General features: G+C 64.0%; 15 protein-coding genes. 5 read left to right on the top strand and 10 right to left on the bottom strand.

Annotated features, from left to right (window positions below; genetic code table 11):
* Complete coding sequence (locus LSO07_RS18980; RefSeq protein ID WP_151096277.1) at window positions 1-2,199, top strand: penicillin acylase family protein; 2,199 nt, start codon at window positions 1-3, stop codon at window positions 2,197-2,199.
* Between the two features lie 83 nt (window positions 2,200-2,282).
* On the opposite strand, the gene LSO07_RS18975 is transcribed toward LSO07_RS18980, so the two are convergent.
* Together LSO07_RS18975 and LSO07_RS18970 are read right to left on the bottom strand one after the other, a co-directional pair.
* Window positions 2,283-3,464: a trans-sulfuration enzyme family protein gene (locus tag LSO07_RS18975; protein ID WP_151096276.1), complete on the bottom strand. Its 1,182-nt coding sequence runs from the start codon at window positions 3,462-3,464 to the stop codon at window positions 2,283-2,285.
* Window positions 3,461-4,852 carry a pyridoxal-phosphate dependent enzyme gene (locus tag LSO07_RS18970; RefSeq protein ID WP_404811494.1) on the bottom strand — a complete coding sequence of 464 codons (1,392 nt, stop codon included), beginning with the start codon at window positions 4,850-4,852 and terminating at the stop codon, window positions 3,461-3,463. Before LSO07_RS18970 ends, LSO07_RS18975 begins: the two co-directional genes overlap by 4 nt.
* Window positions 4,853-5,186: 334 nt before the next feature.
* Between LSO07_RS18970 and LSO07_RS18965 the strand changes: the two genes are divergently transcribed.
* Window positions 5,187-5,705 carry a thymidine kinase gene (locus LSO07_RS18965; protein WP_231772991.1) on the top strand — a complete coding sequence of 173 codons (519 nt, stop codon included), beginning with the start codon at window positions 5,187-5,189 and terminating at the stop codon, window positions 5,703-5,705.
* A gap of 126 nt (window positions 5,706-5,831) precedes the next feature.
* On the opposite strand, the gene LSO07_RS18960 is transcribed toward LSO07_RS18965, so the two are convergent.
* Both LSO07_RS18960 and LSO07_RS18955 read right to left on the bottom strand, forming a co-directional pair.
* Window positions 5,832-6,104, bottom strand: a complete 273-nt coding sequence (locus LSO07_RS18960; RefSeq protein WP_070256715.1) for a putative signal transducing protein — start codon at window positions 6,102-6,104, stop codon at window positions 5,832-5,834.
* Window positions 6,105-6,153: 49 nt separating this feature from the next.
* The gene (locus LSO07_RS18955; protein WP_191909724.1) at window positions 6,154-8,124 is read right to left on the bottom strand and encodes a methyl-accepting chemotaxis protein; all 1,971 of its coding nucleotides are present in this window, start codon (window positions 8,122-8,124) and stop codon (window positions 6,154-6,156) included.
* 520 nt (window positions 8,125-8,644) lie between these two features.
* Here LSO07_RS18955 and LSO07_RS18950 point away from each other — a divergent pair.
* Window positions 8,645-10,912: a carboxy terminal-processing peptidase gene (locus LSO07_RS18950; protein ID WP_151096275.1), complete on the top strand. Its 2,268-nt coding sequence runs from the start codon at window positions 8,645-8,647 to the stop codon at window positions 10,910-10,912.
* Window positions 10,913-11,110: 198 nt separating this feature from the next.
* Here the strand turns inward: LSO07_RS18950 and LSO07_RS18945 are convergent, their stop codons facing one another.
* Window positions 11,111-12,037 (bottom strand): LysR family transcriptional regulator, encoded by a 927-nt coding sequence (locus LSO07_RS18945; RefSeq protein WP_151096274.1) that lies wholly within the window; start codon window positions 12,035-12,037, stop codon window positions 11,111-11,113.
* Window positions 12,038-12,151: 114 nt separating this feature from the next.
* Between LSO07_RS18945 and LSO07_RS18940 the strand changes: the two genes are divergently transcribed.
* Window positions 12,152-13,366, top strand: coding sequence for an MFS transporter (locus LSO07_RS18940; RefSeq protein ID WP_070256721.1), 1,215 nt, complete (start codon window positions 12,152-12,154; stop codon window positions 13,364-13,366).
* Window positions 13,367-13,530: 164 nt separating this feature from the next.
* On the opposite strand, the gene LSO07_RS18935 is transcribed toward LSO07_RS18940, so the two are convergent.
* Window positions 13,531-14,214, bottom strand: coding sequence for a pentapeptide repeat-containing protein (locus LSO07_RS18935; protein WP_373606024.1), 684 nt, complete (start codon window positions 14,212-14,214; stop codon window positions 13,531-13,533).
* A 310-nt stretch (window positions 14,215-14,524) separates the two neighbouring features.
* On the opposite strand from LSO07_RS18935, the gene alaC reads away from it, so the two are divergent.
* Complete coding sequence (gene alaC, locus LSO07_RS18930; RefSeq protein ID WP_034778578.1) at window positions 14,525-15,742, top strand: alanine transaminase; 1,218 nt, start codon at window positions 14,525-14,527, stop codon at window positions 15,740-15,742.
* A 181-nt stretch (window positions 15,743-15,923) separates the two neighbouring features.
* On the opposite strand, the gene glpK is transcribed toward alaC, so the two are convergent.
* The 4 genes from glpK to LSO07_RS18910 are packed head-to-tail and all read right to left on the bottom strand — an operon-like array spanning window position 15,924 to window position 21,804.
* On the bottom strand, window positions 15,924-17,414 hold the full coding sequence (gene glpK, locus LSO07_RS18925; RefSeq protein ID WP_151096273.1) for a glycerol kinase GlpK: 1,491 nt from the start codon (window positions 17,412-17,414) through the stop codon (window positions 15,924-15,926).
* Window positions 17,411-18,970 (bottom strand): glycerol-3-phosphate dehydrogenase, encoded by a 1,560-nt coding sequence (gene glpD / locus LSO07_RS18920; protein ID WP_151096272.1) that lies wholly within the window; start codon window positions 18,968-18,970, stop codon window positions 17,411-17,413. Before glpD ends, glpK begins: the two co-directional genes overlap by 4 nt.
* Window positions 18,971-19,013: 43 nt before the next feature.
* A complete protein-coding gene (locus LSO07_RS18915; protein WP_034778569.1) occupies window positions 19,014-19,775 on the bottom strand; it encodes a TSUP family transporter in 762 nt (253 codons plus the stop codon).
* Window positions 19,776-19,782: 7 nt separating this feature from the next.
* Window positions 19,783-21,804, bottom strand: coding sequence for an alpha-glucosidase (locus LSO07_RS18910; RefSeq protein ID WP_151096271.1), 2,022 nt, complete (start codon window positions 21,802-21,804; stop codon window positions 19,783-19,785).
* Window positions 21,805-21,866 lie beyond the last annotated feature (62 nt).

Here is a 21,866-nt window from a genome sequence, read left to right as displayed (position 1 = left end):
ATGCTGCATAGCCGTACCCTGTTCGCCGCCATCGCCTGCGGCATCGTTGCCGTTCCTCCCGTGCTGGCGGCATCCAGTCCCGACATGGCCCGCTGGCAGGCGCAAGCCGCCAATGTCAGCATCGCGCGCGATACATGGGGCGTGCCCCATGTGACGGGCAAGAGCGATGCGGATGCCGTCTTTGGCCTGATGTATGCGCAGGCCGAAGACGATTTCCCCCGCGTGGAACTCAATTACATCAACGCCATGGGCCGCCTGGCGGAAGTGGAGGGCGAGCGGGAGCTGTACCGCGACCTGCGCATGAAGCTCTTCATCGATCCGGCCGACTTGCAGGCGCAGTACCGCGCCAGCCCGGCGTGGCTGCGCAAGCTGATGGACGCCTTTGCCGATGGCCTGAATTTTTACCTGGCCACGCATCCGCAGGTGAAACCGCGGCTGATCGCGCATTTCGAGCCGTGGATGGCCTTGAGCTTCAGCGAGGGCAGCATCGGCGGCGATATCGAATCGGTCAACCTGGCGCAGCTCGAAGCGTTCTATGGCCAGCAAGCCAGGCCTGCCGCCGTGGCGCTGGCCAGCGTGGAGACGGGCTTGGATCCGGAGCCGAGCGGCTCGAACGGTTTCGCCATCGCACCCGCCATCACGAAAAACGGCCATGCGCTGCTGATGATCAATCCGCACACCTCGTTCTACTTCCGTCCCGAAGTGCAAGTCACCAGCGGCGAAGGCTTGAACGCGTATGGCGCCGTCACCTGGGGCCAGTTCTTTGTCTACCAGGGTTTTAACGACCGTCTCGGCTGGATGCATACCTCGGGCGGCGGCGATGTCATCGACGAATACCTGGAAAGCATCGTCGACCGGGATGGCGCATGGTTCTACCGTTATGACGGCGGGCTGCGTCCCTTGAAAGCCGTGCCCATCACCTTGCCATATAGACTGGCTGATGGCGGCATGGGCTCGAAAACCATCACCGTCTACTACAGCCACCACGGCCCCATCGTGCGCGCGCTGGACGGTAAATGGGTGGCCGTGCGCCTGATGAACGAGCCGTTGAAGGCGCTCATGCAGTCGTACACGCGCACCAAGGCGCGCGATTATGCGGCGTTCTACAAGACGATGGAGCTGCGCACGAATTCGTCGAACAATACGGTGTACGCGGATGCGGATGGCAATATCGCCTATTTTCACGGCAATTTCATCCCCGTGCGCGACCCGCGTTTCAACTGGAAGCAGCCCGTCGATGGCAGCGACCCGGCCACGGAATGGCAAGGGCTGCACACGGTGGCGCAAACCATCACCCTGTTCAATCCGAAGAATGGCTGGATCCAGAACACGAACAACTGGCCGTATTCGGCGGCCGGCGCCAACAGCCCGCGCCAGCACGACTATCCCGCCTACATGTCCGTGTATGGCGAAAATGCGCGCGGCCTGCATGCCGTCAAGGTTTTCCAGAACAGGACGGGTTTTACCCTGGACAGCCTGATCGCCGCCTCCTACGACAGCGAACTGACGGCGTTCGAATCTTTGCTGCCGCCGTTGTTCGCGGCGTACGATGCGCTACCGGAGAATTCGCCGCAAAAGCTGGCGCTGGCCGACAAGGTGGCTTTGCTGCGTGCCTGGGACTGGCGCTATTCGCTGACGTCCACTGCCACCTCGCTGGCCGTGTTCTGGGGCCAGGAGCTGGCCGAACTGGCAGGCAAGCAGGCGCGCGAGCAGGGCGTGCCCGTGGTCGATTTTCTGGCGACGGACAGGGTCCCGGCCGACCAGCGGCTGGCGGCACTGGCCAGTGCGGCCGATAAGCTGCAGCGCGATTTCGGCAACTGGCAAACGCCGTGGGGCGAGATCAACCGCTACCAGCGCCTGACAGGCGACGTGGTGCAGCCGTTCGATGATGCGCAAGCCAGCCTGCCCGTGCCTTACGCGTCGGGTAACTGGGGCGCGCTGGCCGCATATGGGCAGAGCAGCAAGAGTACGACGCGACGCATCTACGGCGAGCGCGGCAACAGCTTTGTGGCGGCCGTGGAATTCGGCCCCCGCATCAAGGCGAAAAGCATCCTCGCCGGCGGCCAGAGCGGCGACCCGAAGTCGCCGCACTTCCAGGACCAGGCGGCCATGTATGCGCGCGGCGAATTCAAGGAGGTGCTGTTTTATCCCGAAGACGTGGCCCGGCACCTGGAGCGCAGGTACCGGCCGGGGGAGTAAGCGTTGCTGTTCATGGCAACAATGTGTCGGATTACGCTTCGCTAATCCGACCTACGGTACTGGTCCTGGGTTGATCTGAAATATCAAATCGCGTCGAGCGCCGTGCGCAAGTCATGCCGCAGGTCTTCGATGTCTTCGATGCCCACCGACAGGCGGATCAAGCCGTCGCCTATGCCCAGTTTTGCCCGCTGTTCGGGCGGGATGCTGGCATGCGTCATCAGGGCGGGGTGTTCGATCAGGCTTTCCACGCCGCCCAGGCTTTCGGCCAGGGCAAACACTTCGCAGCGTTCGAGGAAGCGTCGCGCGCCGGCCAGATCCGTGTCCAGGTCGATGGAGATGATGCCGCCGAAACCATCCATCTGGCGCCGCGCCAGCGCATGCTGCGGATGCGATTCCAGCCCCGGATAAAACACCTTGCGCACTTCCTTTTGCTGCTCCAGCCACTGCGCCAGCGCCAGGGCGCTTTCGCAATGGCGCTGCATGCGGATGGCCAGGGTTTTCACGCCACGCAGGGCGAGGAAGCTGTCGAACGGTCCGGCAATCGCGCCCACCGAGTTTTGCAAAAAGCCCAGCTGCTCGCGCCACTCCGCCTGGCGCTCTTCCGCGCCGACGATGGCGATGCCGCCGATGATGTCCGAGTGGCCGTTCAAATACTTGGTGGTCGAGTGCACGACGATGTCGAAGCCGTGTTCCAGCGGGCGCTGCACCAGCGGGCTGGCGAAGGTGTTATCCGCCACGGCGATGATGCCCCGTGCGCGGCAGATGTCGGCAATCGCCCGCAAATCCGCCAGTTTCAGCATCGGGTTGGTGGGCGTCTCCACCCACACCATCTTCGTTTCCGGGCGCAGCGCGGCCAGCAGGTTTTCCGGATTCGTCAAATCGACATACGTGAACTCATGGCCGGCCGAGCGGCGGCGCACCCGCTCGAACAATCGATATGTGCCGCCGTACATATCGTCGCCGGCGACGATATGGCTGCCCGCGTCCAGCAATTCCAGCACGGACGAGATGGCTGCCAGGCCCGAGGCAAACGCGAAGGCCGCGCTGCCGCCTTCCAGGTCGGCCACGCAGCGCTCGAGCGCCCAGCGCGTGGGATTGTGCGAGCGGCCGTAGTCGAGGCCTTTGTGCACGCCGGGGCTGTCCTGCACGAAGGTGGAGGTGGCGTAAATGGGCGGCATGATGGCGCCCGTCGACGGGTCGGGCGACTGGCCGGCGTGGATGACGCGCGTGGCGAGGCGGCTCTTGCGGGGAATGTGCTGGCTCAAGATAGTGTCCTGCGTAAGTGGTTGAGAAGGTCGAAGCGGGTGATCAGGCCATAGAAGGCAGTATCGTCGGCGACGACGGCCGTCAAGCCCCGGTCCAGGGTGGCGCGCAGGGCGGGCAAGCCGCTGGACGGCGCCAGGGTTTCGATCTGCGTCGTCATGGTGGCGCCCACCAGACCCGCGAAATGGGCGGCGTCGCCCGAGACATGCAGCAGCAAGTCCGATTCGTCGATAATGCCGACCAGCTGGCCGCCATCGATGACGGGCAGCTGGGCCAGGTCGCTGGCACGCATGCGGTTGAAGGCCGTCAGCAGGGTGTCGCCCGGCGCCACGCTGACGACATCGCCCTCGTCGTAGCGGCGCCCGATCAGGTCGCGCAAGTCGCCCGACACGGCCCGTTGCAACAAGCCCTGGTCGCGCATCCAGCCATCGTTATAGACTTTGGATAGATAGCGCGTTCCCGTGTCGCAGACAAAGGTGACGACGCGCTTCGGCGTGGTCTGTTCGCGGCAGTATTTGAGGGCGGCGGCCAGCAGCGTGCCCGTGGACGAGCCGCCGAGGATGCCTTCGGCGCGCAAGAGGGCGCGCGCGGAATCAAAACTTTCCTGGTCGCTGATGGTGTAGGCCTTGGTGACACTGTCCATGTCGGCGATCGAGGGGATGAAGTCTTCGCCGATGCCTTCGACGGCCCACGAGCCGCTCGTGTCCGATACCTTGCCCGTGTCGATGTATTCGGTGAGGATGGAGCCTTGCGGGTCGGCCAGCACGAATTCCAGCTTCGGCTGCGCCTTGCGGAAGTAGCGCGTCAGGCCCGTCAGGGTGCCGGACGAACCGACGCCGACGACGATGGCGTCCACGTCATGGCCGCTTTGCTCCCAGATTTCGGGCGCCGTCGTCGTTTCGTGGGCCAGCGGATTGGCGGGATTGTTGAACTGGTCGGCAAAGAAGGCGCCCGGCAGTTCGCGCGCCAGGCGCGCCGCGTAATCCTGGTAGTACTCGGGATGGCCCTTGCCCACGTCCGAGCGCGTGGTGTGCACTTCCGCGCCCAGGGCTTTCAGGTGCAGCACTTTTTCCGTCGACATCTTGTCGGGCACGACGAGAATCACGCGATAGCCCTTGATGCGGCCGACCAGCGCCAGGCCGATGCCCGTGTTGCCGGCCGTTGCCTCGACGATGGTGCCGCCCGGCTGCAAGCGGCCGTCGGCTTCGGCCGCTTCGATGATGGACAGGCCGATGCGGTCCTTGATGGAACCGCCGGGATTTTGCGATTCCAGTTTCAGGAACAGCTGGCACAGGCCCGTGTCGAGCCTGGTCACTTCGACCAGCGGGGTATTGCCGATCAGCTTGTATAGCGCTGGCGGCTGGGGTGGGGATGGCATTCGATCATTCATGGTGGCTCCTGTCAGAGAAACAGCCGCCCGGGATTGTGTCCCGAGCCGCCTTCCGTGCCGCGCAGTGTAGGCGGGTGGACGAGTGCGGCGAACGAATGTTTGCATGCTTGCATATGCACTTTGCGCATATCGGCTGCAGCGCGGCTACAGCGTGCGCGCTTCGAGTATGCGCCGTTTTTTTCTCGCTTGCCGCACCAATGACACGACTATTAAGCTGCCGCAAGCCCGCCATTGCGATTTATAATCACGCCTCGAAAAGGAACTAAACAGTATCCTGAAAACCAGACAAACAGGGCAGGCGGCAGTGGCAAAACTTTATTTCCGGTATTCCGCAATGAACGCGGGCAAGTCGACGGCCTTGTTGCAAGTCGCGCACAACTATGAAGAGCAGGGCCAGCAGGTACGCCTGTACACGGCCGCCATCGACAGCCGCTACGGCGTGGGCAGAGTGACGTCGCGCCTGGGCCCGCAGCGTCAGGTCGATATTTTCCATGCCGACACGAATTTCCTCAACGATATCCCCCAGGTCGCCTGTTTGCTGGTGGATGAGGCGCAATTTCTCAGCACGGCCCAGGTGCAGCAGCTGCACCAGCTGGCGCAAGTGAAGGGCGTGCCTGTCATCTGCTACGGCTTGCGCACGGATTTCAAGGGCGAACCGTTCCCCGGCTCGGCCTATCTGCTGGCGCTGGCCGACGATATCGAGGAATTGAAGAATATCTGTACGTGCGGCAAGAAGGCCACGATGAACATCCGCGTGGATGAGCAGGGCCGCCGCATCAAGGAAGGCGAACAGATCAGCATTGGCGGCAACGAGAGTTACCGCCAGGCATGCGGGCGCTGTTTCTATGCCTGATTTACAACGCCTAGCAAAACCGTAGCGAGCGGAAGGAAGTTGTGGTTGAGAAGCGCAACTGTACGAAGGTACAGTGAGCATCGCAGACCGCAAATTACGACGCGCAGTAGGTTTTGACAGGTGTTCTTATTCGGCGACGGGCGCGCCTACATCGGCATCGTCCGCCAGCGCCAGATCGCCCCGCTCGAAGGCGGCGAGGATGTCATTGGCGCGCGCCACGTCGTGTTCGCGCACCAGCACGCGGGCGCCGCCGATGGCGGCTGCCAGCAGCATGTCGGCCTGCATGTGCTGGTCGTCCGTCAGCAGCACGTCGATGCCGGCCGCTGCCAGGCAGCCGCGGATGACGTGCGCATCCGTGGGGATCATCAGCCGGGCAATTAAAACGTAGTCGTCGTGCATGGTCTCTCCTGGCGCGGTGGTATGCGCCATCTTAGCACCGGACCCGCTTTTACAGCTTGAACACGCCTACCACCTGGTTCAGCTCCTGCGCCTGCTCCTGCAAGGCGTCGGCGGCCGCGGCCGCTTCTTCCACCAGGGCCGCATTCTGCTGGGTTACCTGGTCCATCTGGGCGATGGCCTGGTTGACTTGCTCGATTCCGCTGCGCTGCTCTTCGCTTGCCTGGGCGATTTCGGCCATGATGGTGCTCACTTGCTGCACGCTGGCCACCACGGTGTCCATGGTGGCGCTGGCCTGGCTCACTTGCGCATGGCCCAGGTCCACCGTGCTGGCGGATGCCTGGATCAGGTCCTTGATGTCTTTCGCCGCTGCCGTCGAGCGCTGCGCCAGGGTGCGCACCTCGGTGGCGACGACGGCAAAGCCGCGTCCCTGCTCACCGGCGCGCGCCGCTTCCACGGCCGCGTTCAAGGCCAGGATATTCGTCTGGAAGGCGATGCCGTCGATGACGCCGATGATGTCGGCGATCTTGCCCGAGGAGCTGCGGATGGCATCCATGGTGCTGGCCACCTGCGCCACGGCGGCGCCGCCTTCTGCTGCGAGGCTGGAGGAGTCGTGCGCGAGCCGGCTTGCCTGCTGTGCATGGTCGACGTTCTGGCGCACGGTGGAACTGAGTTCTTCCATGGAGGCGGCCGTTTCTTCCAGCGAACTGGCTTGCTGTTCCGTGCGGCTCGACAAGTCCAGGTTGCCGCTGGCGATTTCACCGGATGCCGTGGCGATCTGCCCGGCGCTGCCGCGCACATTGCTGACCACTTGCGACAAGTTGTCGCTGATGCGGTTCATGGCGAGCAGCAGGCGGCCGATTTCGTCCAGGCTGCTGGTATCGAGGTGCACCGTCAGGTCGCCGGCGGCAATCTGCGCGGCGGCCGTTTCGGCGGCGGCCAGCGGGCGCGACACGAGCGTGCGCACCAGCCAGTACAGCAGCAGGGCGAAGACGAGCAGGGCGATGAAGCCGGAAATGGCCAGCTGGTTGCGCAGCTGGCGCGCTTCCAGGGTGATCTCGTCCGTGAACGTGCCGCCCGCGATGATCCATTGCCAATCCTTGAATTGACGGTAAAACAGCTGCTTTTCGCGCGCGAGGGCCGCCGTTTCGCCGGGCGCCGTCCACGTGTAGCGCATGGCGCCGTCCTTTTGCGCCAGCATTTCCTGGATGAACAGGCGGCCGTCGCTGGCCTTGAACTCGAGCGCGCTCTTGCCTTCGCTGTTCGGGTGCAGCACCAGGTGGCCGTAATTGGCGCCAGGGGCCGTGTCGACGATATAGATGTAGCCCGTCTGGCCGATCTTGACCTGGCGAATCTTCTCTTTCAGCATGGCCAGATTCTTGCTGATGTCCAGGCCGATGAACAGCACGCCGACTACCTTGCCAGCAGCATCGCGCACGGGATCATATTGCGTGATGTATTGCTTGCCAAATAAGGTGGCCATGCCAACGAAGCGCTGGCCGGCGCGCAGCGGTGCATAGCTGGGGTGGTTGTGGTCGAGCTGCGTGCCGATGGCCCGTTCGCCATCCTGCTTTTTCAGCGAGGTGCTGATGCGCACGAATTCATCGCCATTGGCGGCAAAAATGGTGGCGATCACGCCCGTCTGCGCCGTGTAGCGGTCGACCACGGCCGTGTCGAGGTTGAGCACCTTGCCGCCGTTGGCCAGGGCGGGTGTGGCTTTGCCGGCCACGGCCACCATCGCACCCGTGTCGACCGTGAACGGGCCGGGAAATTCGGCAGCGAACAGGCGCGCGAAGCTGGCCGCTTCGTTGACCATGGCCGTGTGAAACACTTCCGTGGTTGTCATGACGCTATTGAGTTCGCTGGTGACGGCCGCTTCGGCGCGCTGTTCCAGCGCAGCCGAGGTGCGGATGCTGATCAAGGTCGTCAGGCTGGCGAGGATCAGGCTGACCAGGGCAAAGGTAAAAATGGTGATCTTGCCGCCGACACTCCAGTGGCGGGGGGAGAATGATTTTGTAGGCATAGTGTGAGTCTGGCAAAGGGTAATCAGCTCGGCCATTCCTGGTCATGACATGACACGCGGGGAGGGGATCTGGTGGGGAATACTGTTGAAACTGAGGCGCGCCGGCGTTGGGAGCCGCGCGCAGGCAAGCTGGATTTCAGGGCGCGATGATAGCATGTTGCTTGCGTTTTGTTACTAAGTGTTTCCCGCAGGAATCAATTTTTCGCGTAAAAACATCATCCGTATCAAGGATTATAAAAACGGCCTATTGACTTTTTCGATTTCAATGGCGCGTTTGATCTTTGGCGCCGAGGGGCGATGTAATTTTTCTCACGAATGTTTCACTTTGTAATGAATGAGACGCCACCTTTAATTCGCGTTTAAGCTTCCAGGAAGAAACTGATATTCCATGGGAGACTGCCAGGCCGTATCCTGTAGAATAATATGCAGACCAGTCGTGTATTCCCCTTACTGTCTTGCTGGCTGGCGCATGCATGGCTGCGCCGCCTGGAATTGATTCAACTAATTTTCGGAGAAGCCGATGAAGAAGCAAATGATGCTGGTCACCCTGGTGCTTGCCCTGTCAGCCCACGCTGGCGCAGCCCAGACGGACAAGAGCGCCGCTCCTCCGCTACCCATGAAGCCGCTGGCCCAGCAAACGCAGGCCGCCTTGTGGGCATCGCGCGTATTGACGCGCGTCCATTACAAGGCCATGCCGCTCGACGACGCCATGTCGGAGAAGATCTTCGACCGCTATTTCAAGTCCCTGGACGCGGAAAAGCTGTTTTTCGTGCAGGCCGACATCGACCGTTTCGCGCCCTTGCGCACCAAGCTCGATGACGCCATCATCAATGAAGACCTGACGGCGCCGTTTGCCATCTATAACCTGTACCAGCAGCGTTTCGACGAGCGCATGGCGTATGCGCGTGAATTGCTGAAAACCAAGTTCGACTTTACGGCCGATGAGAGCTACCAGCTCGACCGCGAAAAGGCCGCCTGGCCGAAGAACGACGAGGAAGTGCGGGACCTGTGGCGCAAGCGCGTCAAGAACGACTGGCTGCGCCTGAAACTGGCGGGCAAGGAAGACAAGGCCATCCGCGAGACGCTGGACAAGCGCTATGAGAGCTACACGACCCGTGCGCGCAAGCTCAACAGCGAAGACGTGTTCCAGATCTTTATGAACTCCTACGCCATGTCGATCGAACCGCATACCAATTACCTGGGTCCGCGCGCTTCGGACAACTTCGACATCGCCATGCGGCTGTCGCTCGAAGGCATCGGCGCCGTGCTGCAGACGCGCGACGAATACACGGTGGTGCGCGAAGTCGTGCCGGGCAGCCCGGCCGGCTTGTCGGGCAAGCTGAAAGTGGGCGACCGCATCGTCGGCGTGGGGCAGGGCGAAAGCGGCCCCATCACCGAAGTGCTGGGCATGCGCATCGACGACGTGGTGCAGCTGATCCGCGGCGCCAAGGATTCCGTGGTGCGCCTCGACATCCTGCCGGCCGACGCCGGCCCGGACGCCAAGCACGTGGTCTTGCCGCTGGTGCGCAAGAAAATCAGCATGGAAGAGCAGGCGGCGAAGAAATCGATCATCGAAGTGCGCGAGAACGGCGTCAAGCGCCGCATCGGCGTCATTTCCCTGCCGACGTTCTACCAGGACTTCGAAGCGCGCCGCCGCGGCGACAAGGACTTCAAAAGCGCCACGCGCGACGTCAGCCGCTTGCTGGCCGAGTTGAAGAAGGACAAGGTCGACAACGTCCTGATCGACTTGCGCAACAATGGCGGCGGATCGCTGAATGAAGCCGTCGAACTGACGGGCCTGTTCATCGACAAGGGCCCTGTCGTGATGCAGCGCAATGCCGAAGGCAAGGTCGAAGTGGAAAGCGATACCAGCGCCGGCCTGGCCTGGGATGGCCCGATGGGCGTGCTGATCAACCGCGGCTCGGCATCCGCTTCCGAGATTTTCGCCGCCGCCGTGCAGGACTATGGCCGTGGCGTGATCATCGGCGAAGGCAGCTTTGGCAAGGGCACGGTGCAGACCTTGTTCAACCTCGACCGTTTCGGCGGCAGCGAGAAAGCCCGTTTCGGCGAGCTGAAAATGACCATCGCCCAGTTCTTCCGCATCAATGGCGGCACCACGCAGTTGCGCGGCGTCACGCCTGACATCAAGCTGCCAGCCATGTCGGACGCGGAAAACTTCGGCGAATCGAGCTATGACAATGCCCTGCCATGGGTCGCGATCAAGCCGGCGCCCTACATGCCGACGGGCGACCTGAAGGACATCGTGCCGCTGCTGGACAAGAAGCATGATGCGCGCGTGGCCAAGGACAAGGATTTCCAGTATTTGCTCGATGACATCGCCCTCGTCGTCAAGCAGCGCAAGGAAAATCAGATTTCGCTCAATGAAACCGTGCGCCGCAAGGAGCGCGATGCCCAGGAAGCGCGCGCCAAGGCCCGTGAAAAACGCCTGATCGCGCAGATTTCGAACCCTGCCGACGACCTGGTGGTCATTCCCGATCCGAAAGATGTGCTGAAGGGCGCGAAAGCGGCCAACAAGACGGCCAAGCAGATTGCCGCCGTGAAGGGCGCCTTGCGCACCGACGACGGCTTGCAGGGTGACGAGCGGGCCCTGAGTGCCGAACTGGACGCTGAAACGGCCGCGAAGAGCGCCAAGGACGTGCTGCTCAACGAAGCGGCGCGCATCCTGGCAGACGAAGTGGCGCTGATCAAGGCCGATACCCGCCTGGCGTCCAAGGTCTTGCCGTATGGCGCGGACACCAAGGCAACACCGGTGACGGCGGCGAAGTAAGGTTTTTCACGCAGTAAAAAACCGGTTCCTTGCGGAGCCGGTTTTTTTTTCGCCATCAGTTATCTGTCTGGTGTATTTCTATCATTCCAACAATCAATTGGATTGATATGCCGCGATGCAGCATAATTCACTTGTCTCCTCTATTCTCCTCCAAGAAAATAGATTCAGCCCGCTCTTTGTAGCGGGCTTTTTTTTGCCTCAGGTTTTGTGCGTGGGCAGTTGCACGTCGGGCTGGGCAGCCAGCAGGGCCGTGATCCAGCCGGCAAACGCCTGCAGCTTGGGCGTGGCCAATCGGCCTTGCGGCGTCAACAGGGACATGGGCATCGGCGTCGGCGAACAGCCGGGCAGCACGGCCACCAGGGCGCCGCTGTCGAGGTGCGCGCGCACCTGGTACACGGCCGCCTGCGCCAGGCCCAACCCTTGCAGCGCGCAATCGACGCTGGCGTCCGCGTCGTTGACGGCGATGGGGCCGGCCATCTGTACGCGCACGACCTCCTTGCCTTGAAGAAAATCCCAATCGAAGGCGCGTCCCGTACGGCCCGAGTAATGCATGATGCCCCGGTGCGCGGCCAGGTCGGCCAGGGTGTGCGGCGTGCCGTGGCGCGCCAGGTAAGCAGGGGACGCGCAGGTGACGAAGTGCATCAGGCCGACCTGCTTGCCGATGAAGGCGGAATCTTGCAAGGTGCCCACGCGCAAGGCGCAATCGATGCCTTCCTGCGTCAGGTCGACCAGGCGGTCTGTCAGACTCAGCTGCAATTGCACGTCTGGCCAGGCGGCGTGGAATTGCGCGATATGGGGAATGATCAGGCGCCGGCCCACCGTATTGGGCAGGTTGATGCGCAGCAAACCGCGGGGTTTTTTCGCGTCAGGGCCACGGAAGGCCAGTTCCGCCGTGTCAACGGCTTTCAGGATATCGAGGCAATGGCGAAAGTACTCGGCACCTTCCGGCGTCAGGGACAGGCGGCGCGTGGTGCGCTGCAGCAGTTGCGTGCCCAGGTAGGCTTCCAGCTTTTGCAGGGTGGCTGTCAGCGCGGCGCGCGGCAAATTCAGTGTCTCGGCTGCCTTGGAAAAGCTGTTGGCTTCGACGATGCGCACGAAGGTCTGCATGGCCTTGATCTTGTCCATGGGATAGCTTTCATTGTTCATATTATGTGAAAAGTGTAGGGTGATTATGCCCTAATTATCTTTGCCCCGGCTTTGCCTAGAATAGCGACATCCCTATCGAACCGAGGAAACAACATGAACAAGGCCTCACCTTCTGCTCCCCACGACATTGCGCCCGCCATGGTGCTGCTGCTGGCCATCGCTTCCGGCCTGATCGTCGCCAATCTGTATTACGCACAAACCCTCGTCGGGCCGATCAGCGCCTCGACGGGCCTGTCGGCCAAGGCGGCCGGGCTGATCGTCACCCTGACGCAAGTGGGCTATACCCTGGGCCTGCTGTTTGTCGTGCCCCTGGGCGACTTGCTGGAAAACCGCCGCCTGATCATCACGGCCCTGCTGGTGACGGCCACGGCCCTCGTCGTGGCGGCCCTTTCCACGGGCGCCATCGTGTTTCTCGCTGCCGCGCTGGCCATCGGCCTCGGTTCTGTGGCGGCGCAAGTGATCGTGCCGTTTGCCGCCCACCTGTCGCAGGAAGCGACGCGGGGCCAGACCGTGGGCAAGGTGGTCAGTGGCTTGTTGCTGGGCATTATGCTGGCCCGTCCCGTGGCCTCGCTGGTGGCGGCCCATGCGAGCTGGCACGTGGTGTTTGGCGGCGCCGCCGTGCTGATGGTGCTGCTGGCGCTGGTGCTGCGCCGCGCCTTGCCCGTGCGCCAGCCCGTGTCGAACATGCGCTATCCGGCCTTGATGGCGTCCTTGTGGCATTTGCTGCTGGGCACGCCCGTGCTGCGCCGCCGCGCCGCCTATCACGCTGGCCTGTTTGGCGCCTTCAGCCTGTTCTGGACCGTCACGCCACTGGTGCTGTCCAGCCCCGCGTTCGGCCTGTCGCAAACGGGTATCGCCATCTTTGCCCTGGTGGGCATGGCAGGCGCCGTTGCCTCGCCCATCGCCGGCCGTCTGGCCGATGCGGGCCACACCTTGCCGGCCACGGCAGCTGCGCTGGCGCTGGGCATCGTCGCCTTTGCCTTGCCGATGCTGGCGCCAGAGTCGAAACACGTGGCGCTGGGGCTGCTGGTGGTCGCCTCCATCGTGCTCGACATGGGCGTGGCGGCCAACCTGGTGCTGGGACAGCGCGCCATCTTCAGCCTGGGCGCGGAAGTGCGGGGTCGCCTGAACGGCCTGTATTTCGCCCTGTTCTTTGCCGGCGGCGCGGCCGGCTCGGCCATCGGTGCCTGGGTGTACGCCAGTTATGGCTGGCAAGCGACCTTGCTGACCGGCATGGCGTTTCCGGGCCTGGCCCTGCTGGTGTGGCTGGGAGAATTTCTGCCGCAAGCCACACGCCGCACGGCGTGAAACCCTGATGGCGCCTCGTTATCACTAATGGATATTTCTATCATCATGAAGATAAAGTGGCGTGATATGCCGCGATGCCGCAAGATGCACTTGTCTCCTCTATCTCCTCCAAGGAAATAGATTCAGCCCGCTCCCGCAGCGGGCTTTTTTTTTGCCTGTTCAGATTAAATCACCACCAGATCGAGCGCGCGCATGAAGTTGGCCGCCTGCGCATGCGTGATGACGGCGCCCTTCAGCAGCGCCGCGTCGCTCAATTTGAAACCGTCGATATCGGCGCCGCGCAAGTCCGCGCCCTGGAACTTTGCCAGCTTGATCGTGGCGTTGCGCAGGCTGCCGCCTTCGAAGACGGCGTCGCGGAAATCGCAGCCGGCCAGGTAGGCGTCGGAAAAATCCAGCTGTTTGAGTATCGCCTTGCGGAACGAAAAGCCGCGCAAATCGGCGCCCACCAGCAGGCTGTCCTCGAAGGTGAGGCCCAGGTGGGCCACTTCCTCGAACGAGGCGCCCGTCAGCTTGCAGCCGCGGTAGGTGGCCGAAGCGAGCTTGGCGCGCCGCCATTTTGTGTTGTTCAGGTCGCAGCCTTCGAAGCTGGCGTCGACGGCGTCGACGGATTCGAAATCGGCGCTGCCCGCGCGGCAGCGGCGCCACGTGCTGCGCGCCAGCTTGCTGGCGAATAAGTTGGTGTCGGCAAAGGTGCAGCGCTCGAAGGTGCAGCCTTGCAAATCGAGGCGCGACAAGTCTTCGCCGTCGAACGCGCAATCGATGAAGTGGCGCACGGGCAGGGCCAGCTGCTGCTCGATGCCGGTCCGGTCCAGGGTCATGCCAGTTACTGCGGTGTCGTGTGTTGCCATCCGTCTCATTCCTAAAATAGAAAGCAGGGGAGGGATGGCGCGGCGGAAAGATGCACGAACCAGAACACCTCCCCGGCTGGTGTAACAGCCAAGGGTCAGCGCCGTGGGTCCGCGTGGGCGGGAGCATGCCGGACGGTGCCGGGCACTTACCGGGTTACCAACCGGTGCGCTCATTTTCGATCAGCGCGTATTGTAGCTTGTCCGAATCGGCCTTGCCAGTTCTTGCGAAGCCGGGTTAGTATCGTTGCAGGCGCAGCCACTGCGCCAACGTCGCTCGGACGGATCCGGGCGCTTACGTACAGAGATAACCATGACCGACAGCCAAGCTCCGCGCAGCTTTTCGCGCATCAATCGCCTTCCCCCCTACGTTTTCAATATCACCGCCGAACTCAAGATGGCCGCGCGCCGCCGTGGCGAGGACATCATCGACATGTCGATGGGCAATCCCGATGGCGCCACGCCGGCCCACATCGTGGACAAGCTGGTCGAGACGGTGAAACGCCCCGACACGCACGGCTATTCCGCATCAAAAGGTATTCCCCGTTTGCGCCGCGCCATTGCACACTGGTACAAGAAGCGCTACGAGGTCGACATCGACCCGGACAGCGAAGCCATCGTCACCATCGGCTCGAAAGAGGGCCTGGCGCACCTGATGCTGGCGACGCTCGACCGTGGCGACACGGTGCTGGTGCCCAATCCCAGCTATCCGATCCACATCTGGGGCGCCGTGATCGCGGGCGCCGACATCCGCTCCGTGCGCATGGGGCCGGGCGTGGATTTTTTTGCCGAGCTGGAACGGGCGATCCGCGAAAGCTACCCGAAGCCGAAGATGATGGTGCTGGGCTTCCCATCCAACCCGACCGCGCAATGCGTGGAGCTGGAATTCTTTGAACGGGTCGTCGCGCTGGCGAAACAGCACAATATTCTGGTGGTGCATGACCTGGCGTATGCCGACATCACGTTCGATGGCTGGAAGGCGCCATCCATCATGCAGGTGCCCGGCGCGCGCGACGTGGCCGTGGAATTTTTCACCATGTCGAAAAGCTACAACATGGCGGGTTGGCGCATCGGTTTCATGGTGGGCAATGCGGAACTGGTGGCGGCCCTGGCGCGCATCAAGAGCTACCACGACTATGGCAGTTTCACGCCCGTGCAGGTGGCGGCCATCGCCGCGCTGGAAGGCGACCAGAGCTGCGTGACGGAAATCTGCGCCCAATACCAGCGCCGCCGCGACGTGCTGGTGAAAGGCTTGCATGAAGCGGGCTGGATGGTGGAAAAACCGAAGGCCTCCATGTATATCTGGGCGCATATCCCGCAAGCGTACCGCCACCTGGGATCGCTGGAGTTCGCCAAGCTGCTGCTGCAAAAAGCCAAGGTCAGCGTGTCGCCCGGCATCGGCTTCGGCGAATACGGCGACGAATACGTGCGCTTCGCCCTGATCGAAAACGAGGCGAGGGTACGGCAAGCGTTGCGAGGCATCAAGAATATGTTGCGTTCTGGCGACGGGAAAACGGAAGCGGCAGCATAAAAGTTGCCGCATGGAATTCTTCGTTGCCCTTAATATCACCGTTGCGTATTTCTGACATCACGAATATAAAGTGGTTTTATATGCTGCAACGCGGCATCATTCATGTGTCTCCTCTATCTTCCTCCAAGGAAATAGATTCAGCCCGCTCCAGCAGCGGGCTTTTTTTTGCCTGTTATATTGGCTATCCCTCCCCATTTCCCGCAAACCGCCGCACCGCCACCTCCCATTGCTGCATCAGGCTGCCCGCCTGGTCGCGGCCGATGGTGGGTAAAAACGTCCTGTCGGCGCGCCAGTGCGACGCCAGCTCTTCCACGCCACGGTACTGGCCGATGGCCAGGCCCGCCAGATAGGCCGCGCCCAGGGCGGTCGTTTCAATCACTTGCGGGCGTACCACGGGGATGCCCAGCAGGTCGGCCTGGAATTGCAGCAGCAGGTTGTTGGCGCAGGCGCCGCCGTCCACGCGCAGCTCGGTGATGGGCGCTTGCGCGTCGCGAGTCATGGCATCCAGCAGGGCGGCGCTCTGGAAGGCGATCGCTTCGAGCGCCGCGCGGGCGATGTGGCCCACCGTGCTGCCCCGGCTCAGGCCCAGGATGGCGCCCTTGGCCGATGGCACCCAGTACGGCGCACCCAGGCCTGTAAACGAGGGCACGAAGACCACGCCGCCCGAATCGGGCACGGAGGCGGCCAGGCCTTCCGCTTCGCCCGCGTGGCCGATGGCGCCCAGGCCGTCGCGCAGCCACTGCACCACGGCGCCGCCGATGAAGACGCTGCCTTCGAGCGCATACGCGGGCAGCGTGCCCACCTGGCAGGCGGCCGTGCTGATCAAGCCATGCTGCGATTGCGCGCACTGCTCGCCCGTGTTGAGCAGCAAGAAGCAGCCCGTGCCATAGGTATTCTTGGCCATGCCCGGCGTGAAACAGGTCTGGCCGAACAGGGCCGCCTGCTGGTCGCCCGCGATGCCGCCGATGATCACGGGGCTGCCCAGCACTTCCGTATCCGTTTCGCCGTACACGTGGCTCGATGGATGGACGGACGGCAGCAGGCTGGCGGGAATGTCCAGCCAGTCGAGCAGCTGGGCATCCCAGCAGCCTTCATGCAGGTTCCACAGCATGGTGCGCGAAGCGTTGGTGACGTCGCTCACGTGCAGGCGGCCGCCCGTCATCTGCCACGCCAGCCACGTGTCGATGGTGCCGAAAGCCAGTTCGCCGCGCATGGCCCGCGCGCGGGCACCGGGCACGGCGTCGAGTATCCAGCGCAGCTTGGTGCCGGAAAAATACGGGTCGAGCACCAGGCCCGTTTTCGCGTGGATGGCGCCGGCCAGGCCCCGCGCGCGCAAGTCCTCGCACAGCGCTTCCGTGCGGCGGTCTTGCCAGACGATGGCGTTGTAGACGGGTTCGCCCGTGGCGCGGTCCCACACCACCGTCGTCTCGCGCTGGTTGGTGATGCCCAGCGCGCCGAGGGCATCTGCCTTCAGGCCTGTCTTGGCCAGTACTTCGCGGCAGGTCGCCAACTGGCTGTGCCAGATTTCCATCGGGTCGTGTTCGATCCAGCCCGGTTGCGGGAAGAGCTGGCGAAACTCGCGCTGCGCCACGGCGACGATGGCGCCCGTTTCATCGAACACCATGCTGCGCGAACTGGACGTGCCCTGGTCGAGGGCCAGCAAATACGTCATGCCGCCACCTCTTGCGCCAGATGGACCGTCAGCCACTGCTGCAGGCGCGCCACGTCGGCCGGCGCGCAGCGCAAACCCAGTTTACTGCGCCGCCACAGGATGTCGTCGCTGCTTCTGGCCCATTCCACTTCGATCAGATAGCACGCCTCGGCCTCGTACAGGCCGGGCGCCAGCTGCTCGCCCAGGTCGGCCATCGAAGCGGCGCCCGTCAGCAGGCGCGTGGCGCGGCTGCCGTACGCGCGCGCATAGCGGCGCGCCAGCGCGGGCGGCAGCCAGGCGTGATCGCGCTGGAAGCGGGCGAGGAAAGCGTCGAAATCATGGCTGTCCACCAGTCGATTCTCCTGCTGCAGGTCGCCGCCGGGCAGGGGCGCTTGCGCCGTCCAGGCCGGGGCGCCATTCTCCAGCAGGGGCGCCAGCAAGCCCAATGCTTCCTCGGCCAGCTTGCGGTAGGTGGTGATCTTGCCGCCCCAGATATTGAGCAGGGGCGCTCCCGTCGCCGCGTCGCCGCGCGCCACTTCCAGCAGGTAGTCGCGCGTGACAGCCGACGCGTTCTGCGCGCTGTCGTCGAGCAGGGGGCGCACGCCCGAATACGTCCACACGACGTCGGCGGGGCCGATCTCGCGCTTGAAGTAGCGGTTCGCCGCCTGGCACAGGTAATCGATCTCCGCCTGGCTGATCTTCACCTGGCTCACTTCCCCCTTGTATTCCTCGTCCGTGGTGCCGATCAGGGTAAAGTCGTCCTGGTAGGGAATGGCGAAGATGATGCGCTGGTCCGGGTTCTGGAAGATATAGGCGTTCGGATGCTCGAACAGGCGCGGCACGATGATGTGGCTGCCCTTGATCAGGCGCAGTCCCTGCGTCTTGCCGCCGCCGGCCGCACCGGCAAATTGCGCCGTCCACGGTCCCGCCGCGTTGACGATGGCGCGTGCACGCAGTGTCTTGCGCTGGCCATCCTCGGCTTGCAGGGTGGCGTGCCAGGCACCGCCATCGCGGCGCGCATCGATGCAGGCCGTGCGCGTGAGGATGTGCGCGCCGTGCTCCTGCGCGTCGAGCGCGTTGAGCACCACCAGGCGCGCATCGTCGACCCAGCCGTCGGAATACACGAAGCCCTTGCGGTAGCCGGCCTTCAGCGGCGCGCCCGCCGCGTGTTTGTCCAGCGCGATGCCTTGCGAGGCGGGCAGGAAGGCCCGTTTGGCCAGGTGGTCGTACAGGAACAGGCCCGCGCGTATCATCCAGGCGGGGCGCTGGGCGGCGTCGTGCGGCATGACGAAGCGCATCGGCCACATGATGTGGGGCGCGGCGCGCAGCAGCACTTCGCGTTCCTGCAGCGCCTTGCGCACCAGTTTGAATTCATAGTATTCGAGGTAGCGCAGGCCGCCGTGTATCAGCTTGGTGGAGGCGGACGAGGTGTGCTGCGCCAGGTCGTGCTGTTCGCACAGCACCACGCGCAAGCCGCGGCCGGCCGCGTCGCGCGCGATGCCGGCGCCATTGATGCCGCCGCCGACGACCAGCAGGTCGCAGTCGGAGGGCAGGGAGGAAAAGCGGGAAGCGGACATGGAAGGTTCGTCTTGTAAAAGTAAAAGGAAAAAAGGCGCCGCCTCAGGCAAGCAGCGACAGCACGGGCGGCAGCACCAGGGCCAGGCCGGCGACCAGCAGCAGCACGAAGACGGCGCGGCGCACGTGCTCGATGGGCAGGCGCGAAGGGTGGCGGCGCGCCAGCCAGGTCAGCCCCGTCACCAGCGGCAAGGCTTCGAGGGTCAGCCACAGGGCCGTCATGCTGAACTGGCCATGCGCCAGCACGAGGGCCAGGCGCAGCACGGCATTCGCGGCGAACAGCACGATCAGCGAATGGCGGATCATGTCGGCCGGCCATGGCTGGCGGTACAGGTGGTACACCATGGGCGGGCCGGCGCTGGCGAACAGGCCGCCCATCACGCCGGACACGCCGCCGAAGAACAGGAAGGCGGGCAGGCCGGATTGCCGCGCACGCGCGCTGGCACGCAGCACCAGCATGCACGCGCAGACGACGATGGCGCAACCGAGCAGGAAGCGCAGCAGGGTCACTTGCTGCGCGCTGAACCAGCCCAGCAGGGCCACGCCCGCGCCCACGCCCAGCTGGCTGACGGCCAGTGCAGGGCCGAATACGGGCCAGGCCAGCTGCGGGCGCGTGCGGCCAAACGTGATGGCGGCATTCACCAGCACCAGCACGCTGACCACGTTGGCGACGTCGCCCAGGCTGGCCAGGTGCAGCACGGCCGTCAGGCCCAGCAGGATCAGGCCGAAGGCAAAGCCCGTCAAGTTCTGCGCGTAACTGGCCAGCGCCACGCAGGCCAGGAACAGCAGATGCGACGCCACGCTCATGCCAGGCTCATTTTGCCAGCGACAGGAAAAAGTCCTGCTGCGCGCAGCCGCGCCGCACGAACACGGGCGGCTGGCCCAACGGCGCATCGACTTCCACGCGCTGGCCGCCTTCGAAGGCGGCGCCGCTCCACAGGTGGATCCAGGCGTCGCCCTGCGGCAGGTAGGCGCTCCAGCGCGCAGCACCCGCCGCATGCACGGGCGCCACCAGCAGGTCGGGGCCGAACAGATACTGGTCCTGGATGGCGTAGGTGGCGCGGTCGTGCTCATAGTGCAGGAACAGGGGGCGTTGCAGCGGCAGGCCGCGCGCCACGGCATCCTCGGCCAGGGCGCGGATGGTCGGCGCCAGCGCCACGTGCAGCCGCGTCATGCGGGCGAAGTGGCGGAATACCTGTTCATCCTGGTAGAACTGGAAGTTTTCGTCGGGACGGTTGCCTTCGTGCGTGCGCATCATCGACGTGAATACGGCCATCTCCGTCCAGCGCTGGAACAGTTCGGCCGTGCGCAGGTTGCCGAACAAGCTCGTGTAGCCGCCGATATCGCTGTGGTGGTAGGCGTTGCCCAGGAGGCCGGACGACAGCGCGCCGCAAATCACCGTCTGCAAGCCATCGTGGCGGCTGAAGTCGACCGACTGGTCGCCCGCCCACAGCAGCGGACAGTGCGCCTGCACGCCCGTGTAGCCGGCGCGCATGAAGAAGGTGGCGTCGCCCGTCTTGCCGGCTGCTTCGATGGCGCGCGCATTGACTTCGGCCCACAGGGTCGGCCAGGCGTTGTGCATCAGGCGCGCATCGACGCCATTGTGCAGGCGCAGGTCGATCGGCAGGTATTCGCCGAAATCTGCCATCCAGCCGGACAGGCCGAAGTCGAGCATTTCCTGGCGCAGGATGCGTTCCTCGAACCACAGCGCGGCGGCCGGGTTGGTGAAGTCGACGACGCCGCAATCGAATTCGCCGAAGTCCACCAGGTAGGCGCCGCCATCGATGGCCGTGGCCAGAAAGCCCTGCCGCAGCGCTTCCTGGTACAGGGTGCCGTCGTTGCACAAATACGGATTGACGTAGCCGAGGAAGCGGATGTCCTGCCTGGCCAGGTCGGCGATCCAGTTTTTCAGGTCCGGATAGCGCTGCGGCTGCCAGCGCCAGTCCCAGAACAGGCGCTTGCCGAACGAGGTCTGGCGCAAGCCCACCCAGTCTTCGCACCACAGGGCGCTGACGGGCAAGCCGTGCTCCTGCGCCTGCGCGAGGATGGCGCGCGCGTGATCTTCGCCGCCTTTCAGGCCCAGCATGGCGCCATTTTGCAGCCAGGCGGGCAGCTGTGGCTGGCGGCCGAAGCGCTGCGACACCACGCCGACCAGGTCGACGAAGGTCTCGGCCAGCATGAATTCCAGGCGCTCGGGCATGGCCCAGAATTGCAGCTCGTGGAAATCCGGCTGGCGGAAATCGAAGTCCGCATACGCCGTCGTCTCCGCATGCAGGCAGTAGCGCTGCGAGGAGATGAAGCTCGGCTGCGGATAATTCGTGTGATAGTAGTCGCCGCCCGACTTGGATGTGACGTCCGCCTGCCACGTCAGGTGCGTCGACTTGTCGCGGCCCACGCCCGGCTCCGACGTCCACAGGGGGAAATGGCGGCCGCGCAGGTCGAAGTACGACATCTGCTCGCCGCAGCCCCAGACATGCTCGTCCTGTTCCGCGGGCAGGCGCAGCCACAGGCGGTTCCAGCCCGGCGCCGCGTAGCGCACCACCAGGTGCACGCCATGCGGCTGTGATTGGATGGCCAGCACCAGTTGCGGAGAATCGCCCGCATGGCGCGCAAAGCTCAGGGTGGCGCCGTCGCCGTCCTGCGTGACGGCCAGCGCGCGCAGGGCGCTGCGCTCCTCGACGTAATCTTCGATGGCGAAGTTACCGCGGTACATTTCCATGCTTTCGCGGCCCTGGCCGACGAACACGCATGGGGTATCGGCGCCGTGGCGCAGCAGCAAGCGGCCGGCGCAGCGCAGGGCGACGCTGTCATTTTCCTGGTGTAGTGTGTACTGCATGACGATCAACTCCTGTGAAAACCGGCCGCCCGCATGGTGGCGTGGGGCGGGCCGGCGGTGCA

Origin of the sequence: Janthinobacterium sp. PLB04, from assembly GCF_021165895.1 — a bacterium.
GTDB lineage: Bacteria > Pseudomonadota > Gammaproteobacteria > Burkholderiales > Burkholderiaceae_D > Janthinobacterium > Janthinobacterium lividum.
This window is presented reverse-complemented; position numbering and strand designations above follow the sequence as displayed.

Excerpts from the sequence above, each read along its gene's own strand:
- LSO07_RS18950 (WP_151096275.1), top strand. The coding sequence starts at position 8,645 with ATGAAGAAGCAAATGATGCTGGTCACCCTGGTGCTTGCCCTGTCAGCC.
- glpD (WP_151096272.1), bottom strand. The coding sequence starts at position 18,970 with ATGTCCGCTTCCCGCTTTTCCTCCCTGCCCTCCGACTGCGACCTGCTG.
- LSO07_RS18980 (WP_151096277.1), top strand. The coding sequence starts at position 1 with ATGCTGCATAGCCGTACCCTGTTCGCCGCCATCGCCTGCGGCATCGTT.
- glpK (WP_151096273.1), bottom strand. The coding sequence starts at position 17,414 with ATGACGTATTTGCTGGCCCTCGACCAGGGCACGTCCAGTTCGCGCAGC.
- LSO07_RS18955 (WP_191909724.1), bottom strand. The coding sequence starts at position 8,124 with ATGCCTACAAAATCATTCTCCCCCCGCCACTGGAGTGTCGGCGGCAAG.
- LSO07_RS18915 (WP_034778569.1), bottom strand. The coding sequence starts at position 19,775 with ATGAGCGTGGCGTCGCATCTGCTGTTCCTGGCCTGCGTGGCGCTGGCC.
- alaC (WP_034778578.1), top strand. The coding sequence starts at position 14,525 with ATGACCGACAGCCAAGCTCCGCGCAGCTTTTCGCGCATCAATCGCCTT.
- LSO07_RS18935 (WP_373606024.1), bottom strand. The coding sequence starts at position 14,214 with ATGGCAACACACGACACCGCAGTAACTGGCATGACCCTGGACCGGACC.
- LSO07_RS18945 (WP_151096274.1), bottom strand. The coding sequence starts at position 12,037 with ATGGACAAGATCAAGGCCATGCAGACCTTCGTGCGCATCGTCGAAGCC.
- LSO07_RS18960 (WP_070256715.1), bottom strand. The coding sequence starts at position 6,104 with ATGCACGACGACTACGTTTTAATTGCCCGGCTGATGATCCCCACGGAT.
- LSO07_RS18910 (WP_151096271.1), bottom strand. The coding sequence starts at position 21,804 with ATGCAGTACACACTACACCAGGAAAATGACAGCGTCGCCCTGCGCTGC.
- LSO07_RS18970 (WP_404811494.1), bottom strand. The coding sequence starts at position 4,852 with ATGAATGATCGAATGCCATCCCCACCCCAGCCGCCAGCGCTATACAAG.
- LSO07_RS18965 (WP_231772991.1), top strand. The coding sequence starts at position 5,187 with ATGAACGCGGGCAAGTCGACGGCCTTGTTGCAAGTCGCGCACAACTAT.
- LSO07_RS18940 (WP_070256721.1), top strand. The coding sequence starts at position 12,152 with ATGAACAAGGCCTCACCTTCTGCTCCCCACGACATTGCGCCCGCCATG.